Consider the following 17243-nt stretch of genomic DNA (forward strand, 5'->3'; position numbering starts at 1 on the left):
TAAATCATCATTTACAAGTTTTGATAAAGCCTGTTCCTCTGCGATCCCGCGTCGGAGCGCGGGAACGGGATAGTTCAGTTCTGGCAATATTTGAAACAACCAGCCAATACAAAAAAAGGCTACCGGAATCCCGATAGCCTTTTCGCATATATTTCTTCGATCTTTCTTATTCAGACAAAGCAAATGCCGGTTGACGGTGGATCCACTGTCCGCGAGTGAAATCAGGGAAGTCAACCAATGCACCGCCACGAGCGATAGACATTTCAGACAAACCGGAAATAGCACTCCATGCTGCAGCATCGTAGCAGTCCATAGGAGCCGGTTTCTTATTATGGATGGCGTTGATCAGGTCGAACATCATCACATAGTCCATACCGCCGTGTCCGGCCTGTGCAGCTTCCGCTTCATGTTTGGACCACAAAGTATGGTCGTATTTCTTGAACCATTCTTCCGAATCGTCCCAACGGTGAGGTTTGGATTTACCCTGAACATATACATGGTCGCCATCGTTCATCCACAAACCTTCGGTACCCTGGATACGGAAGCCTAATGAATAAGGACGGGGAGAGTTTGTATCGTGAGTAACGATGATTGTCTGTCCGTTTGCACATTTGATCATAGAAGTTACGATATCACCCAAGTTGAAACGAACCTTTGCCAACGGATGATTTTCACCGCCATTGTCTACGATAAACTTATGCAGGCCGCGTGACTGAGTTGCCATAGCCGACAAAGACAGGAAACGGTTACCGCGGTTGATATCCAAACAGTTTGCAACCGGGCCGATACCGTGAGTCGGATAGATATCACCATTACGACGTACGGAATGGTTCGTACGCCACTGAGCTTCAGCAAAAGCTGTCGGCCCCATACGCAGGTCACCGCTTCCCGGTACATAGTTATAATGCTTTCCATCGTTGAACTTCACTTCGCGCAAGTCATGTTCGTAACCGCATTCTCCATGCAGGATTTCACCGAACAAGCCCTGACGGACCATATTCAGCGCAGCCATACAGTCGCGGCGGTAGCAAACATTTTCCATGATGTTCAGATGGCTTCCGGTAGCTTCCGAAACGTTTACCAAATCCCAACATTCTTCCAGCGTATTGGCAGCTGAAACTTCAACGCCAACATAAGGAACGCCTGCTTTCATGGCAGCAACCGACATCGGTACGTGCCATTCCCACGGGCTGGCGATGATAACGCAGTCGAATTCTTCGTTATTCAACATCTTTTCAAATTCACGTTCGCTACCGGTATATACTTTCGGAGCCGGAACATTGAATTTAGCGATATGATCCAATGTACGCTGGATAGGACCAGCCTGGATATCACAGATCGCTACGATCTTGTTACCGGGGATAGACAATACGTTGTTGATGTGTTCGTGGCAACGTGAACCCGTACCGATAAAGCCGAAACGCAGTTTGCCATCATCTTTGCCAACCGGTTTCTTCTTTTGAGCACTTGTTTCTGTTGCTACTGTAGTAGCGGCGGCGTTACCGCTCAAGGCAAGACCTGCTGTACCGATTCCGGCAGCGGTCATCTTTTTCAGGAATGAACGACGAGTGTTTTCCATTTTTCAATTTAGAATTTTATGTTAAGTGGGCAAATTTATAATATTCCGTGAATATTTCAAAGAAGATAGCCCTTTATTTTGCTGCCGCTCTTTTCTTATTTCTCCAGAAACTGCCGTCGCGTTTGCTGCCAAACATGTTCCGGCGTTTCGATTCTTCCTTCAGTGCCTGTTTCTTTTCGGCTACCGCCACCTTTACTTCGGCCGTCTCGAACTCGTGTCCTCCGGCAACCGGAACGGCTTTTCCGATCAGTTTTTGGATATCTTTCAGATACGGTACTTCCTCCGCATCACAGAAGGAGAAAGCAACTCCGCTGCGACCTGCACGGCCTGTACGACCGATGCGGTGCACGTATGTCTCCGGAACGTTCGGCAGGTCATAGTTGACCACATGCGAAAGGTGATCAACATCGATACCGCGTGCGGCAATATCGGTAGCGATCAACACGCGTGTCGTATGATCTTTGAAGTTACTCAATGCCCGTTGACGGGCGTTCTGTCCCTTATTTCCATGAATGGCTTCCGCCCCTATTCCGGCCTTGTTCAAGACACGTGCCACTTTATCCGCCCCATGTTTCGTACGGGTGAAGACCAATACGGATTCCAGCGAGCGGTCGCCCAACAGATTCGTCAGCAAGTTTATCTTATCCGCTTTTTCCACAAAATAGACAGACTGGTCTATCGTATCGACTGTAGAAGAAGCAGGCGTCACCTCCACCTTTTCCGGTTCATGCAGGATCGTCCCGGCCAGGCGTTCGATCTCCGGCGGCATGGTCGCGGAGAAAAACAAAGACTGGCGCTTTTTAGGCAACAGCGGCAGGATACGTTTGATGTCATGGATAAAACCCATGTCGAGCATCCGGTCCGCCTCATCCAAAACAAAATACTCCAATGTATTCAGGCGGATAAAACCCTGGTTGATCAAGTCCAACAAACGACCGGGCGTTGCAATCAATACATCCACACCCCGTTCCAAGGCATCGGTCTGAGGTTTCTGGCCTACGCCACCGAAGATAACCGTATGCCGCACGTGCGTATAACGTCCGTAAGCGGTAAAACTTTCGCCGATCTGGATAGCCAGTTCACGCGTCGGGGTCAGGATCAGGGCTTTAACACCCGGTCTGCGGCCATTCTTGCCCTGTTCTTCTACCTTTTGGATAATGGGAATGGAGAAAGCGGCAGTTTTACCTGTTCCGGTTTGCGCGCAACCTAATAGATCTGATCCATCCAACACGACGGGAATGGCTTCGGCTTGTATAGGAGTGGGAGTTGTGTACTGTTCTTTTACGAGAGCCTTTCGTATCGGCTCGATTAATTCTAATTGTTCAAATGTCATATAAAAGGATGAGCCGTCGCGGCTCGTTAAATAAATAATGAGGACAAAGATAAACAAAAATCCGGCATCTCGGCAATTATTTCCTATATTTGCGTGCTTTTATCAAACATTCAGTTCCTTTTTGCTTCTTATGAGAGAATTATTGTTACTACTCAAACGGTTTTTCGGATACACTTCTTTCCGTCCCTTACAGGCCGAAATCATACAGCGCATCTTGCAAAAAGAAGATTCGCTGGTCCTGATGCCTACAGGTGGCGGCAAGTCGATCTGTTTCCAACTGCCGGCCATCTATCTGCCGGGAACAGCCGTGGTAGTATCTCCCCTCATCGCTTTGATGAAAGACCAGGTGGAAGGGCTGATTGCAAACGGTATTCCGGCTGCAACGCTCAACAGCATGATGCCGGAAGAAGAACGCCACCGCGTACGGCAGCTATGCATACAGGGAAAAGTAAAACTGCTTTACATATCACCCGAAGGCATCATGAGCGAACTGCACTGGCTCCTGCCTCGCATCGACATATCGCTGATTGCCATCGACGAGGCCCATTGCATCTCGCATTGGGGACATGACTTCCGGCCGGAATATACCCAACTATCCGTATTGAAAGACAACTTTCCGAAAGTCCCGCTAATAGCCCTGACGGCTACGGCGGACAAAATCACCCGTACGGATATCATCAACCAGTTGAAACTACGCGATCCGCAAACATTCATTTCATCGTTCGACCGCCCGAACCTCTCGCTGACCATCCGCCGCGGACTGAGTAAAAAAGAAAAGATTGCGGCTATCGTCCATTTCATAAACAAGCACCACAGGCAGAGCGGTATCATTTACTGCATGAGCCGCAATGGGACGGAATCATTGGTGGAAGAACTGTCCGAATACAGTATCCAGGCGGTAGCCTACCACGCCGGGCTTAGTCCGATGCAACGTGAAAAGGCACAGGACGATTTCATCAACGACCGTGTCAACGTGGTCTGCGCAACAGTCGCTTTCGGCATGGGTATAGACAAAAGCAATGTCCGCTGGGTGATTCATTATAATATGCCGGGAAGTATCGAAAACTACTACCAGGAGATAGGGCGTGCCGGACGGGACGGGATGAAAAGCGATACGCTCCTCTTCTACTCCGTCTCGGACATCCTGCTCCTCCGCCGCTTTGCAGAAGAGAGCGGACAGAAGGATGTCAGCCTGCAGAAACTGAACCGTATGCGCCGTTACTGCGAAGCGGATATTTGCCGCCGGCGTATCTTACTCAGCTATTTCGGGGAAGAGACAGACAAAGACTGCGGTAACTGCGACGTATGCAAGAACCCGCCCCAGCGCTTTGACGGAAGCGTCCTGGTCCAAAAAGCTTTGAGCGGGATTTTCCGTACCGGACAGACAGCCAACATGCACCTGCTGATCGATATATTACGCGGTGCAGAAAAGGAGGAACTGACAGAAAAAGGATACGACAAACTAAAGACCTACGGCGTAGGCAAGGACCTTTCTTATAAAGAATGGAAAGAATATCTTTACCAGATGCTCCAGCTCGGCTATATCGAGATCGATTATATGTCTGCCGGACATCTGAAAGTCACACCCTTAGGGCGTAAGATACTTTTCGGTGAACAGCAAGCCTTGCTGACCGTCTATCAGAAGACAAAAGACTTTGCCCTCCCCACCCGGAAAGGAGGCTACAAATACCGGCCGATCCGTCCGCTTCAGTCTGCTTCTGTCGAAGATACGCTGCTCGACTCCTTGCAACAGCTCCGCAAACAGATTTCCGAACGCGAGCATATCCCCGCCCACCTCATCTTTTCGGATGACGCACTGGATGATATGGTTCAAAAGAGGCCGGTTACACTCGATGAGTTCAGCGAGATACGCGGTGTCGGAGAGCTGAAGTTAGACAAATACGGAAAAGTATTCGTCGCCTTGATCCGTTTTGTACTGCGTCTGCCGAAGTAATGAATAAAAAAAGAAAAACAATCCCTCTATTCTTTTGTTTTTATTATATATTTACACGACAGATAAAATAAAGAATAGATACGATGAAGCCGGTACCCATATTTTTGATACTTTGCCTTTCCACACTCAGCTTTTGCACGACTAAATCAGGAGAGTCGCAAAACGCCGATTTCCAGAAACAAGATACACTGGTGACAGTTACCTCCCCCGATAAAGACACGATTCCCGCTCCTATAGAGATTGTTATCGAAAAGGAATTGCTTTATGACCAGCATACATTAGCCGATACTTATCCCTACAAAGATACGACACGTGTATTCCAATGGGGTAAGATAAAGGAACGTCTACGGTTGCTCGATTCTATCCAACAGAAACCTGCACGCTGGGCGATCCTCCAAAACTACAGGAACAAGAACGGGGAAGCCCCGTTAGTCCGGAAGTTTCACAGGGATGCCTATAAACGGGTTTCCGACACGTTGGGCATCGAGCGTTACCAGTCTGTTCCGCTCTACCTGTCGGAAGATACACTGACTGCAGAACGTTATGGCCGTGACGGCGATCTCGTCAAGCTATTGGAGGAAGGCGATCGCCTATCCCGTATCCAAACGATCTATACGGCCGGGGAATGGTTGATTCCGAAAAAATACGTCAAGCCGATAGCCGATACGGTCACTTTCAATAAAGCCATATGCGTCGATGTGACCAACCAAAATATTGCAACCCTTGAACACATCGGTTCCAAATGGCTGGTCAGAAGCATGAATCCCGCCACAACCGGCCAGCACCGCCCTCCCTATGCGCAAGAGACGCCGTTAGGCATGTTTGTTGTCCAGGAAAAGAAAGCAAGGATGATTTACCTGGTTGACGGAAGCAAGGAAACAGGAGGATTCGCCCCTTATGCCAGCCGTTTTACGAACGGAGGCTATATTCATGGGGTTCCGGTAAACGCGCCGCGAAAGTCGCTGATCGAATACAGTCCGACACTCGGAACGACTCCACGTTCCCATATGTGTGTCCGGAACGCGACCTCACATGCCAAGTTTGTTTATGATTGGGCACCTGTAAATGAAACTATTGTTTTCGTTTTTGATTAAAAGTCTTATCTTTGTGCGACATTACTTAATCTTTATGTTATCACGCGTTTGTCTATATCTGATTTTTCTATTTCTTCCTGCCAACTATACGGCAACCAGAAGTACGTCTCCCTCTGTACCGGCAATACCATTATCGGATTGCCAGCAGCTATACACAGATATGCAACTCGAAAACGTGGTCAATTATAAGGCTTTCGAATATGCACTAACCGGGGCAAAAGCAATCGAGCGACGGAACAAAGATATCATTACCCTCATCGACTTCAGCAAGCCATCGACAGAAGAACGGCTTTACGTGTTGGATATCCGCCATAAAAAGCTACTGTTCTCATCCCTTGTCTCACATGGGAAAAACAGCGGCGGTAATTATGCCACTTCCTTTTCCAATGAAGTGGGTTCCTATAAAAGCTCGTTAGGTTTTTTCGTTACAGAAAACACTTATCAGGGTAAAAACGGATATTCCCTCATTCTGAACGGTTTGGAAAAAGGCTTCAATGACCGGGCAAAAGAGCGGGCGATCGTGATGCACGGTGCCAGTTATTGCAATCCGTCTGTTGCAGCATCCGCCGGTCGCCTGGGAAGAAGTTTCGGCTGTCCCGCCCTGCCTCCGTCACTGACTAAACCGATCATCAATACCATTAAGAACGGGACTTTACTCTATATTTATGCCAACGATAAGCATTACCTGAGTCACAGCACAATCTTATCCACGGAAAAATCTATTTCTCCAAATTCAATCATTGCATTAAACAACCGGATACGGGAATAACGCGCCAAATCATCCGGACGGATATCTCCCCGGACAATATCTCCCCTGTCCAGCAAAGAGACTCTTTTCGTTCCGACTAACAACGGCATGGCGGGAGTAACCCACTGCGCGCCGTCCCAAAGCGCAACATTACAGATGGAAGTATCGGTCAACAGCCCTTTCCGGACAATCAGGACATCATCTTGCGTCTTACGAAGCGGAAACAAGCGATCCAAAAGCTCCCGATCCGTACTTTTATAAGAATAGTCTGCATCATCACAAACAACCAGCCGCAAAGATGATACAGGACGCAGGTGATAGGCCGCATACTCCACCTTCAAGATGTCATCTGCATACTCCACCCGGCATTTTGTCCGCTCCCGGAAAGTATCCGGCTGAATATAGTCCGCCAGATCGAGCAGCCCCGCTTGCTGCAACACTTCCCGACGCGTCTCATTCATACGCTTGTTATGATAGGACAAGTTGTGAATCCGCCCGTCCTCTATACGGATTGTTTCAATAAATGGGAACATATACTTTCTGTTTCATTTCATTATACTCGCTCGACAAATCACTCTTGGCAGTAATGCCGCCACCGCTCTTAAAGACCAGGCTACCATCCGCCAGCTGTTCCAAAAAGCGGATCATAACAGCACTATTCAAGCTGCTTCCATCAAAATAGCCCATCACGCCGGTATAGAAACCTCGTTCATAAGTCTCCGCCTCCTCAATAATGTCCATCGTCTTTTTCTTCGGCGCCCCGGTGATAGAGCCTGCCGGAAGAAGGTGGAAAAGCAATTCCCCAACTCCCGCCTGCCAGTCTGAAGCAAGACGTCCGCGAATCTCGGAACTGACCTGCAACAAGGCCCCTCGATGTGTCTGCAATTCGTCTATATAACGATAGCGGGTAACCTCCACCTCCGTAGCAACCCTGCTCAAATCATTCCGGATCAGATCGACAATGGTGGCATGTTCGGCCGTCTCCTTCGGATCATCCAGTATCTGCCTGTGGGCATCCGGTAAGGTAGCGTCAATGGTCCCTTTCATCGGATAAGAGTAGATAAACCCATCTTGTATCTTCACGAATATCTCGGGAGAAAAGACAACAAAACGATCTTTCATCCACAACTTATACCGGGCCTCCGAACGATAGAAAACCTCCAACAGACTCAAATTACTCCGGACAGGCGTCAGACAGGTGAGGTTCGTCAGATAAGAGTTTCCAGCCCGAATATGGCTGATGACTTTCCGGAAAGAATCGGCATAAGCCTCCAGCGATATGGGAAATGTTTCCCATTGGACCACCGGACTGCCATTTCCCGTAAAGCCGGCGCACATCCCCTCTTCCACATTCGTCAAACCATCCAGGTTATAGAGCAATTCAGCCGGATCGACCCGGTCTGTCTCCTCTACAAAAACACAATCCTGCTTATAATCGACCACAAACAGGAAAGGCCGCCTTTCCGCACCCAGCAGGTTCATACGGCAGACGGCCTCTGTACGATTACAAAATTTCATATCAGAAAACGTTCGGTCAAGCCTCCAAAGGCATCGATACGGCGATCACGGAAGAAAGGCCACCAACGGCGCACATTCTCACTACGTGTTTTATCAATCCCGACGACCCGTATTTCTTCATTGTCATTGGATAATTCAGTTAGCAATTCGCCTTGCGGACCCGCCACAAAACTATTCCCCCAGAACCGGATACCATTCGTCTGGCCGGAAGGGTCCGGCTCATGTCCGACACGATTCACCGTAATAACCGGAAGCCCGTTTGCCACGGCATGACCACGTTGCACGGTCACCCAAGCCCCTAACTGACGCTGCTTTTCTTCCTCCGTATCACTGCTCTCCCAACCGATAGCTGTCGGATAGATCAACAGCTCCGCTCCTTTCATCGCCATCAGGCGGGCAGCCTCCGGATACCACTGATCCCAGCAAACCAATACGCCCAATTTGCCAACCGAAGTCTGGATCGGCTCGAAGCCCAGATCACCGGGAGTAAAATAGAACTTCTCATAATAAGCCGGATCATCCGGAATATGCATTTTACGGTATTTCCCGGCAATAGAGCCATCCTTCTCGATCACCACAGCCGTATTGTGATACAACCCGGGTGCCCGTTTCTCAAACAAAGAAAGTACCAGCACAATCCCTAATTCCTTCGCCAATGCCCCGAATATCTCGGTTGAAGGACCGGGTATCGGTTCCGCCTGATCGAATACCGCCGTATCTTCCGTCTGGCAAAAATAAAGCCCGTTATGCAACTCCTGCAAAACAACCAGCCCCGCCCCTTGCGAAGCACAAGCACGGATATTCCGTTTCAATTTCTCGATGTTAGCAATCCGGTCCCCCGTATTCGCCTGCTGCACCAATCCAACCTTTAACGTATCTTCCATCTTAACTTTCAACTTTTAACTTTCAACTTTCAACTAACAACCCCTTCCGGATACTGCATCGTCACACAATGCAAAGAACCGTGCTGCTTAATCAACGGCAAGCAATTGATCCCAATGATTTCACGATCCGGGAATGCTTGCTGCAAAGCAGCTTTTGCCTGCTCGTCTTTCGGCGAATCATAATAAGGCAGCAACACCGCTCCATTGATGATCAGAAAGTTTGCATAAGTAGCCGGAAGACGCTCTCCTTCCCACTCCACACAGTCCGCCATCGGTAACGGGATCAAACGGTAAGGTTTACCGTCCGTCTGCCGGAAAGCCTGCAACTCCTGTTCCATCGCCCGGAGTTCTTCAAAATGCTCATCCGACTCATCCGTACATTGCACATATGCAATCGTATCTTCACTACAGAACCGAGCCAATGTATCGACATGGCTGTCCGTATCGTCACCGGCCAGATAACCGTTTTGCAGCCATAAAATACGCTCAAACCCTAACACGTCCTTCAAATAGGCTTCCAGTTCCTCCTTCTGCAAATATTCATTCCGGTTCACCGAAGAAAGACACTCTACGGTCGTCAGTAATGTACCCTTACCATCCGACTCTATACTGCCACCCTCCAACACAAACGGCTGCATATTGACAGACAGGACACCATCGGCAAAAGTTCCCTGCGCAAACAGGTTACGGGTAATCAGGTTATCCAGATTTGCCGCGAACTTCATTCCCCAACCGTTAAACACGAAATCGTACACAAGAGGTTCCCCCTGGTCGAATACGGAAATACCGCCATGATCACGCGCCCAGGTATCGTTTGTTTCCATCTCCCGGAAAATAATCCGGCTATAGTCCACATCGCCCAACTGTTCGCGTACCGCCTGTTCGTCCGGGCAGACAATCAGCAACTTCTCACGTTTGATCACCTCTTTGGCAATCGAGACGAAGCAAGGAACCACCTCGTCCAATATCGGAGCCCAGTCCGTATCTTCGTGCGGCCATGTCAACTGTACGGCACTTTGCGGATACCACTCCGCCGGTAATACTATCTTATCTTCCATCTGTATTCTGTATAACTTTTCTTCTTTGTGCAAATGTAAGCATTTTAAGTCGTAAAAAAACAGGTCAGAATATTTGGAATATTAAGAAACCTATTTAACTTTGCAGCACAAAGTACTTTTCACAGCAGCGAATAGATATGAACAAACAATTAGAAGACATAAAAGCCATACGGGAAATGATGGAAAGATCCTCCAAGTTCCTATCATTAAGTGGATTATCAGGCATAACTGCCGGAGTTGCAGCTATTATCGGAGCCTTTGTAGCCGATTTTTATATCCTGACACTCGGCAATACCTTAGCAAGCACTAACGAAAACACAGTGCATACACTGCTCCTTTTACTGGCGGATGCCTGCATCGTCTTACTGATTTCGATAAGCGCAGGCATGTATTTCTCGTGGAAGAAAGCACGAAAAAGCAACAGTAAGCCATCGGCTGCCCTGATCCGCAAAACACTCTATAATTTAGGAGTCCCACTTGTCACCGGTGGCATTTTCTCCCTTGTCTTCCTGCTGCAAAACGATATTACGATGGCATTGGCCATGACACTTGTTTTCTATGGACTGGCTTTGTTCTGTGTATCAAAATATACATACGACGAAATTCATTACCTGAGCTTGGGAGAGATCATTTTGGGAATCGCAGCGGTTATCTGGCCAACACATGCTTTCTGGTTCTGGATCTTCGGGTTTGGTTTTTTCCATATAGCCTACGGTTCACTCATGTATATCAAATATGATTTGAATAAAGGATGAAAAACATAATATCCAAATTAAATAAAGCTTTTGAAAGCCGCATCAGGTTAGGCATTATGTCTATCCTCTCGGTCAATGATTCAGCTGACTTCAACACGATGAAGCAGTTGATGGACCTGACTGACGGCAACCTGGCAAGCCACCTGAAAGCGCTGGAAGGATTAGGGTATATCCAATCAACCAAACAATTCATAGGCCGCAAGCCCAACACGACCTATACCATTACGGAAGAAGGACAAAAAGCTTTCAAAGAACATTTGAATGCACTGGAGGAGTTGATCCGATAATTTTTTTGCCCATCTACTTTGAGACACAAAGTACTTTCATACACATAAACAGATAATCTTATGACAACAACACCGAAAAGAACAGAAAAAACGAGCCAGACTATCACCTTTAAGGCTCTGATTATTGCCGTACTAACAATCCTCTTGCTAATTCCGGGATTGATGATCCAGGATTTGATTCAGGAACGGAAAAACAGAAGTGTAGAAACAATAGAGAAAATAAACGCGAAGTGGAGCAATGCGCAAACAGTTTGCGGCCCTATCCTCTGTGTCCCCTATACAACCACGTACACGGATTCGGATAACAAAATCACCAAACGCCTGCATACGCTGAGCATCACACCGGAAGAACTGAACATTAATACCCGCCTGTTCCCGGAAGAGAGACACTACGGAATCTATAAAACAATCTTGTATAAGAGCGAAATAGACGTAGAAGGACAGTTTGACAAAGTCACCTCCTTACAGATTGAAAACAGCGTTATCCACTGGAACAACGCATATGTCACGATCGGTTTGTCAGACCTGAGGGGTATAACCGATAATATAGAGTTCAACCTGAACGGCCATTCACACACAGCAGAAGCGACAGGCAACAGCGATGAACTGTCAGGCAAGATACTGACTGTCGGCATAGGCGACTCTCTGGCACCGGAAACGGGTCAGCCCTTAAACTTCAACTACAAACTGAAACTAAACGGAAGCAGTAACATCAACTTTATACCGATCGGCAAAACCAGCAAGGTGCAGGTCGCCGGCGCATGGAGTTCACCGGGTTTCATCGGGAACTTCAGTCCGGAACATACGATTACGGAAAAGGGATTCGAAGCCTCATGGAGCATACTCCGCTTCAATCGTAATATCCCGGATATGTGGTCCGATAATCAAGTCGAGTCCTTCTATGACTCCACATTCGGTGTAAGCCTGGTCGACCCGGTCGATCATTACCAGCAGAACATGCGTTCAGCCAAATATGCCCTCATGTTCATAGCCCTCACTTTCGTTGTCTTTTTCTTTGTAGAGATACTTACCCGGACACGCATCCATCCGATCCAGTATCTATTAGTCGGCATCGCTCTAATCCTGTTCTACAGTTTGTTATTGTCTATTTCTGAACAGATAAATTTTGCGGTTGCCTACCTGATTGCCAGTGTTGCCACAATCGGATTGATAACCGCTTATACACACAGTATCTTTAAGAACAAGACGCAAACCGGGGCACTTGCCTTGTTCCTTTGTATTCTGTACTTATTCCTGTTTGTAATCCTGCAACTGGAGGATGTCGCTTTGCTGATCGGAAGCATCGGGCTATTCATCATTTTAGGAATCATCATGTACTTCTCCCGCAAAATAAATTGGTACAAACAAGAAGATACAGAGGAAGAGCACGGCACAAAACCGGAAACAGCCAGTCAGCCAACCGAGTAATGAGAAATACGCCTTTACAGTATTTTCTCTATAATTTCCTGCAACTTGCTGTTTTCTCCCCATTTCCGAAGTAAGGAGAGCAAAGAGGCATCCATCACTTTTGACTGGTTGACAGCAAGGACTTCGGTGAAAGCTTCCAACAATCGTTTCAAGTCTTTCACCGGAGTTTCAGGCAAACCGGACAGGAAAGAGACCAACAGCAATTCCAATTCATGGTTATGCCGGGGCGAGATATTCATCATATCTTCAGTCACCAAGCCTGCAAACCGTTGTATAGGCGACCATTCATGCGATTGGATCTCACCCAGGATCTGTCCGACGGCAAAACTGTCCATCTTCCCTTTCTTCACAAATTCCGCCCATAGCTCGGCCGCATCCGTTCGGACCGTCTTATTGACACTCAACAGGCAGATCGCCAGATAAGTCTTCGCCATCTTCCCCCACCGGAAATCCAACTCACGCAACGTATCGAGCGTCACCAAGTTAAGCTGGCTCAATTCCGTGTCATTCCAGTAAGCATCCCGCACACGGTCACGCACTAACAGGGCCAACAAGACCTGCGGTGCGTTCGGGGATAGCAACAAAATCCGCTTCCAGTCCTTTTCGCGCAAAGACATTTTCCAAAACGTTTCGACCAATAGCGGGATACGCGAGCAAGGACGATACGTCACATACAGCGCATAACCGCCAAAACGTCTTTGTATCTGGACATTCTTGTCCGGCGGAGGAAGCAGTTGAAGGATACGGTCCACCTTGCCGAAAGGCTTCTCAAAGACAAACACATCACAGGGAATATCGCCTGTCAGATAAGCGCGATTGACGGCGGAATAAGGGAAACCGGCAAATTCTTCATAAACGGTTTCCGGGCTTTTCACCAAACCCGCAGTCATCCACAAAGCTTGTTGTGTAAAGCGTCCCTTCGGGCGGGCTTTCGGATCGAACAGGAAAAGAAGCAATTCGCGATATTCGCCTGTCAACTCTTTATCCGCCAGCCGGAGCGCATCTTTCGTCCGGTCCAGTGCCACACGGGACAAGGCGATCTGAAAATCCAGATTATCCGGTTTGGCTTTCGCATTCTGATACTCCAGCAGGCGGGATACGAGGACTACCGGATCAATCCATGCCGGACGGTGCGTAGGCGTGGATAACAGCGGTAAAGTATTCTTTTCCCTGATTTGTTTTGTGATACGCTTGGCAAGTTCCCAATAGGGTTTATAATCCCGATAGGACTGCTGTGCTTTTTTACTTTTTATGCCACTGTCTACCTGCAGATTATTCACATAGAACTCATAAAACTCCGGCGTGCAGCCTTCATATTCCTGGAATAGCACTCCGGCATAATCGATTAGAAAAGAAGCAAGAAGGACATCCAGGTCTCCCACTCCTTCCACCTGGTCTTTCATAATCAGCCGGGCCTGCTCGAAAGCAGGTATCATACGGGTGGCATCCTTCGGTTTCACAGACGGATGTATCCGGACCAAAGAGGCTATCACCAAATCAAGATGAAAACTCTCGTTCTCCTCTATCGGTTGACTTATCAAAGAAATCAAGCCCTTCAGATTGGCTACCTCCGGTATCCGCATCTCTTCACGTATAAGAGGCATCGTAGAGTTTAATTGTTTTTTCTGTATACCCATAGAACAATATGTTTATCTGTGTACAAATATATAACAGTCAATATTATATCAAATATAAACATAAAAAACGAACTATTGTTCTACAGACCGTATTTATCGCAAAAAAGGCGCCTCTCACGAGGTGCCTTTTCCAAACGCAACGAATAATTTATTAACTACTTACACACTTATGATTTCTTGCAATCGCAAGAAGAATATGCTACCAACATCCAGACCAGCTTTTCCTGTTCTTTCAGGTAATCACTCATCAGCGCTACTGTTGCCTCGTCGCCCGATTCGGATGCCAAGGAGAGCAACTTGCGTTCTTCGGCGATGAACTGACCGTAGGTGTTCAGGATATTTTCCAGTGCTTCGTCGGCACAGGATACACCTGATACTTCCTTCACTTTGGCTACTTTCAGGTATTCGCTGAACTTGTTGACAGGCACGCCGCCCAACATCAGGATGCGTTCTGCCAGTTCGTCGACCTTTTCGGCAGCATCGTTATACATCTCTTCGAATTTGCTGTGGAGAACAAAGAAACCGTGTCCCTTGATGTTCCAGTGGAAACCGCGAAGGTTTGTATAGAATACCTGATAATCGGCTAATAACTGTTGTAAAGCTTCCACTACTTTACTTGCTGCAACTGCGTCCAAATGGATATAATCTAATGTCTTCATAATGCTTTACTTTTTAATTGTTATACTTTTTGTTTTTCTTGTACTGCAAAGATACATCAGATATAAGTTGCTGTCAAACAGATAATTTCTATACCATATAGATAGAATCTATACAAACCGTCTCAACTTACTCTCCCGGTGCGGAAGTACGGACGGCGTTCACCTCTTGAGGCAGCCAGACCGCCATCTCGCCTTTCCCGCGATGCGCCCAGGCATAATACGGGATCAAAGTCAGCGTCACGTCTTTAACAGTCAGGCGGCCACTTGCATCATAGTTCAAAGTCTGTGCGGCAGTCTTGATCTCATTAATTCCATGCAGCAGGTCCGGCTTGCGTTCAAGCGTAAACTCAGGCTTACGGTTCACCAATACGCCCAGGACGCTAAAATCATTGTCCGGCCATTCGGCACAGTAGACGACCGGCCCACGCTCTACGGCTACACGCCCCCGGTCGGCTTCCACCTTTGCATTGGCCTTGACCGTACGCGGTTCCATATCGAAATGCACCTCTACCACATCCCCCTTTTTCCACTGCCGTGAGATAGAGAAATATCCCTTTTCCAATCCGCTATCCACCGCTTCGCCATTCACTTTAATGGAATAGCCCAACTGCTTACCGTCGGAGAACGTGTACAGGTCACTCGGCACCACTTCGCCTCTCACCCAACCCGGGATGCGGATTTTCAACGTAAAGTCTTGCTTCCCTTTAGGGGTTACATTCAGGCGGATATCGCCGTTCCAAGGGTATTCGGTGCTCTGGGCCAATTGCAGGCTCTTTCCGTTCACCTTCAGGTCGGACGTGTTGCTCATAAAAAGGTTGACATATACATCTTTGTCATGCACCGCATATACATATCCCGGCAAAGAGGGAATAAAACGGCAGATATTAGACGGGCAGCAGGCACAGCCGAACCAGGGCTGGCGCTGATGCTGGCCGGTCGACTCCAACGGGTTCGGATAGAAGAAACCACCACCATCTAAGGAGACACCCGAAATCAAACCATTATATAAGGTACGCTCGAGAACATCATAATATTTGGATTCGCCATGAAGCAAGAACAGGCGGTAGTTCCAATATACATTCCCGATTGCGGCACAAGTCTCGCAATAGGCGGTCAGGTTCGGCAATTCGTAGTTTTTCCCAAAAGCCTCCCCTTCATTGGTTGCCCCGATACCGCCTGTGAGATAAAGTTTCTTCGCCGCTACATTTTCCCAGATGCGGTCGATAGCATGGACATATCCCGTATCGCCTGTCAGGGCAGCCACATCCGCCATACCGGAATACATATAGGCTGCACGCACGGCATGACCGACGGCTTCATCCTGTTCCAACACCGGCTTATGCGCCTGGCTGTAAGCATCTTTACGGGCCGTATGGCCACGCTTGTCAAGAAAGAATTTGGCAAGGTCGAGATATTTCTGCTGTCCTGTTGCTAAATAAAGTTTACAAAGCGCCATCTCGGCAATCTGATGACCGGGCACCAAAACGAGCTGTCCGGGTTTGTCGCCTATCGCCTTCTCCACACAATCGGCATATTTAATCGCTATATCCAGAAAATTCCTTTTTCCGGTTGCCTGGTAATGTGCTACAGCCCCTTCCACCATATGCCCCAGATTGTAAAACTCATGGCTCAGTTCTTCCACTTTTTCCCATCGCCGGCTACCCGCCCATTCATGCGGATGCTGCGGGTTCATGGTGCGGGCCGTATATAAATAGCCGTCCGGTTCCTGCGCGGCAGCCACAATGGTCAGTACGCTGTCGATATATTTATCCAGTTTCTTATCCGGATAGGTCTGCATGGAATAGCTCGCCCCTTCGATCGTCTTATAGACATCCGTATCATCGAACGAGAACCCTTCGACCTTATAATCACTGTTAGGATGGGCCGCTTTCACGAAGTTTTCATAACGCCCCGTTTCTTCGCATTTACTGAATGCAAGCGGGATAGTCACCTCGCGGCTGGCTTTCAGTCTTTGTCCCCAGAAACTATCGGTTACTTTTACGGATGTGAAGGGAACAGGCGTTATCGGATAGCCGCCGTCATGCGTTTGTGCACTGCCTGCCAAACTTATGCCGGCAAGTGCAACTAATAAGATTTGCTTCATTATATATAAGAATTAAGTTACGCGATCTTTAAAGTGTAAAATTACACACTTAATCAAAAAAAGCAATTCAACACCTGTATGTTATTGAACAGCATTGTTTCAAAATTGGTAAGTTTTGAATCTCCTGCAAACCTAATGAATTACAATAACCCCCATTTCGGACGTTTTTCTATTTCGTCCGAAATTCTGATCGATTTCGGATTGA

15 protein-coding genes are annotated in these 17243 nt (G+C 47.8%); 6 read left to right on the forward strand and 9 right to left on the reverse strand.

Annotation, left to right across the window (positions count from 1 at the left end; genetic code table 11):
- Window positions 1–166: 166 nt before the first annotated feature.
- Both DWU89_RS19165 and DWU89_RS19170 read right to left on the reverse strand, forming a co-directional pair.
- On the reverse strand, window positions 167–1579 hold the full coding sequence (locus tag DWU89_RS19165; RefSeq protein WP_115501241.1) for a Gfo/Idh/MocA family protein: 1413 nt from the start codon (window positions 1577–1579) through the stop codon (window positions 167–169).
- Between the two features lie 73 nt (window positions 1580–1652).
- Complete coding sequence (locus tag DWU89_RS19170; protein ID WP_115501253.1) at window positions 1653–2912, reverse strand: DEAD/DEAH box helicase; 1260 nt, start codon at window positions 2910–2912, stop codon at window positions 1653–1655.
- 130 nt (window positions 2913–3042) lie between these two features.
- Between DWU89_RS19170 and recQ the strand changes: the two genes are divergently transcribed.
- From recQ to DWU89_RS19185, 3 genes are all read left to right on the forward strand, one after another.
- A complete protein-coding gene (recQ, locus tag DWU89_RS19175) occupies window positions 3043–4866 on the forward strand; it encodes a DNA helicase RecQ (RefSeq protein ID WP_115501254.1) in 1824 nt (607 codons plus the stop codon).
- Between the two features lie 83 nt (window positions 4867–4949).
- Window positions 4950–5960 carry a L,D-transpeptidase gene (locus DWU89_RS19180; protein ID WP_115501242.1) on the forward strand — a complete coding sequence of 337 codons (1011 nt, stop codon included), beginning with the start codon at window positions 4950–4952 and terminating at the stop codon, window positions 5958–5960.
- A 34-nt stretch (window positions 5961–5994) separates the two neighbouring features.
- Window positions 5995–6729: a murein L,D-transpeptidase catalytic domain family protein gene (locus tag DWU89_RS19185; protein ID WP_115501243.1), complete on the forward strand. Its 735-nt coding sequence runs from the start codon at window positions 5995–5997 to the stop codon at window positions 6727–6729.
- Here DWU89_RS19185 and DWU89_RS19190 read toward each other — a convergent pair.
- Genes DWU89_RS19190 through DWU89_RS19205 form a run of 4 tightly spaced genes read right to left on the reverse strand, consistent with a single transcriptional unit; the run spans window position 6651 to window position 10168 of the window.
- On the reverse strand, window positions 6651–7241 hold the full coding sequence (locus DWU89_RS19190; protein ID WP_115501244.1) for an aminotransferase class IV family protein: 591 nt from the start codon (window positions 7239–7241) through the stop codon (window positions 6651–6653). The two genes, DWU89_RS19185 and DWU89_RS19190, sit on opposite strands and share 79 nt — an antisense overlap.
- Window positions 7225–8226, reverse strand: a complete 1002-nt coding sequence (locus tag DWU89_RS19195; RefSeq protein ID WP_115501245.1) for an aminodeoxychorismate synthase component I — start codon at window positions 8224–8226, stop codon at window positions 7225–7227. The genes DWU89_RS19190 and DWU89_RS19195 overlap by 17 nt, the downstream gene beginning before the upstream one ends.
- A complete protein-coding gene (locus tag DWU89_RS19200; RefSeq protein WP_115501246.1) occupies window positions 8223–9110 on the reverse strand; it encodes a carbon-nitrogen hydrolase in 888 nt (295 codons plus the stop codon). The genes DWU89_RS19195 and DWU89_RS19200 overlap by 4 nt, the downstream gene beginning before the upstream one ends.
- Before the next feature lie 29 nt (window positions 9111–9139).
- Window positions 9140–10168: an agmatine deiminase family protein gene (locus tag DWU89_RS19205; RefSeq protein ID WP_115501247.1), complete on the reverse strand. Its 1029-nt coding sequence runs from the start codon at window positions 10166–10168 to the stop codon at window positions 9140–9142.
- A gap of 137 nt (window positions 10169–10305) precedes the next feature.
- Between DWU89_RS19205 and DWU89_RS19210 the strand changes: the two genes are divergently transcribed.
- From DWU89_RS19210 to creD, 3 genes are read left to right on the forward strand one after another with little or no spacing between them, the layout of a single operon-like run.
- The gene (locus DWU89_RS19210) at window positions 10306–10923 is read left to right on the forward strand and encodes a hypothetical protein (protein WP_222940375.1); all 618 of its coding nucleotides are present in this window, start codon (window positions 10306–10308) and stop codon (window positions 10921–10923) included.
- Complete coding sequence (locus DWU89_RS19215; protein ID WP_115501248.1) at window positions 10920–11210, forward strand: winged helix-turn-helix domain-containing protein; 291 nt, start codon at window positions 10920–10922, stop codon at window positions 11208–11210. Before DWU89_RS19210 ends, DWU89_RS19215 begins: the two co-directional genes overlap by 4 nt.
- 60 nt (window positions 11211–11270) lie before the next feature.
- Window positions 11271–12638: a cell envelope integrity protein CreD gene (gene creD / locus DWU89_RS19220; RefSeq protein ID WP_115501249.1), complete on the forward strand. Its 1368-nt coding sequence runs from the start codon at window positions 11271–11273 to the stop codon at window positions 12636–12638.
- Between the two features lie 14 nt (window positions 12639–12652).
- On the opposite strand, the gene DWU89_RS19225 is transcribed toward creD, so the two are convergent.
- From DWU89_RS19225 to DWU89_RS19235, 3 genes are all read right to left on the reverse strand, one after another.
- Window positions 12653–14275 (reverse strand): DUF7824 domain-containing protein, encoded by a 1623-nt coding sequence (locus tag DWU89_RS19225; RefSeq protein WP_244205953.1) that lies wholly within the window; start codon window positions 14273–14275, stop codon window positions 12653–12655.
- A 167-nt stretch (window positions 14276–14442) separates the two neighbouring features.
- Window positions 14443–14934 (reverse strand): Dps family protein, encoded by a 492-nt coding sequence (locus DWU89_RS19230; protein WP_115501251.1) that lies wholly within the window; start codon window positions 14932–14934, stop codon window positions 14443–14445.
- Window positions 14935–15061: 127 nt separating this feature from the next.
- Window positions 15062–17038 (reverse strand): glycoside hydrolase family 127 protein, encoded by a 1977-nt coding sequence (locus DWU89_RS19235; RefSeq protein WP_115501252.1) that lies wholly within the window; start codon window positions 17036–17038, stop codon window positions 15062–15064.
- Window positions 17039–17243: the final 205 nt, after the last annotated feature.

The sequence above is a fragment of the Parabacteroides acidifaciens genome (assembly GCF_003363715.1).
Taxonomy (GTDB): domain Bacteria; phylum Bacteroidota; class Bacteroidia; order Bacteroidales; family Tannerellaceae; genus Parabacteroides; species Parabacteroides acidifaciens.

Excerpts from the sequence above, each read along its gene's own strand:
- DWU89_RS19165 (WP_115501241.1), bottom strand. The coding sequence starts at position 1,579 with ATGGAAAACACTCGTCGTTCATTCCTGAAAAAGATGACCGCTGCCGGA.
- DWU89_RS19205 (WP_115501247.1), bottom strand. The coding sequence starts at position 10,168 with ATGGAAGATAAGATAGTATTACCGGCGGAGTGGTATCCGCAAAGTGCC.
- DWU89_RS19190 (WP_115501244.1), bottom strand. The coding sequence starts at position 7,241 with ATGTTCCCATTTATTGAAACAATCCGTATAGAGGACGGGCGGATTCAC.
- DWU89_RS19195 (WP_115501245.1), bottom strand. The coding sequence starts at position 8,226 with ATGAAATTTTGTAATCGTACAGAGGCCGTCTGCCGTATGAACCTGCTG.
- DWU89_RS19215 (WP_115501248.1), top strand. The coding sequence starts at position 10,920 with ATGAAAAACATAATATCCAAATTAAATAAAGCTTTTGAAAGCCGCATC.
- DWU89_RS19170 (WP_115501253.1), bottom strand. The coding sequence starts at position 2,912 with ATGACATTTGAACAATTAGAATTAATCGAGCCGATACGAAAGGCTCTC.
- DWU89_RS19180 (WP_115501242.1), top strand. The coding sequence starts at position 4,950 with ATGAAGCCGGTACCCATATTTTTGATACTTTGCCTTTCCACACTCAGC.
- DWU89_RS19210 (WP_222940375.1), top strand. The coding sequence starts at position 10,306 with ATGAACAAACAATTAGAAGACATAAAAGCCATACGGGAAATGATGGAA.
- DWU89_RS19225 (WP_244205953.1), bottom strand. The coding sequence starts at position 14,275 with ATGGGTATACAGAAAAAACAATTAAACTCTACGATGCCTCTTATACGT.
- creD (WP_115501249.1), top strand. The coding sequence starts at position 11,271 with ATGACAACAACACCGAAAAGAACAGAAAAAACGAGCCAGACTATCACC.
- DWU89_RS19185 (WP_115501243.1), top strand. The coding sequence starts at position 5,995 with ATGTTATCACGCGTTTGTCTATATCTGATTTTTCTATTTCTTCCTGCC.
- DWU89_RS19200 (WP_115501246.1), bottom strand. The coding sequence starts at position 9,110 with ATGGAAGATACGTTAAAGGTTGGATTGGTGCAGCAGGCGAATACGGGG.
- DWU89_RS19230 (WP_115501251.1), bottom strand. The coding sequence starts at position 14,934 with ATGAAGACATTAGATTATATCCATTTGGACGCAGTTGCAGCAAGTAAA.
- DWU89_RS19235 (WP_115501252.1), bottom strand. The coding sequence starts at position 17,038 with ATGAAGCAAATCTTATTAGTTGCACTTGCCGGCATAAGTTTGGCAGGC.
- recQ (WP_115501254.1), top strand. The coding sequence starts at position 3,043 with ATGAGAGAATTATTGTTACTACTCAAACGGTTTTTCGGATACACTTCT.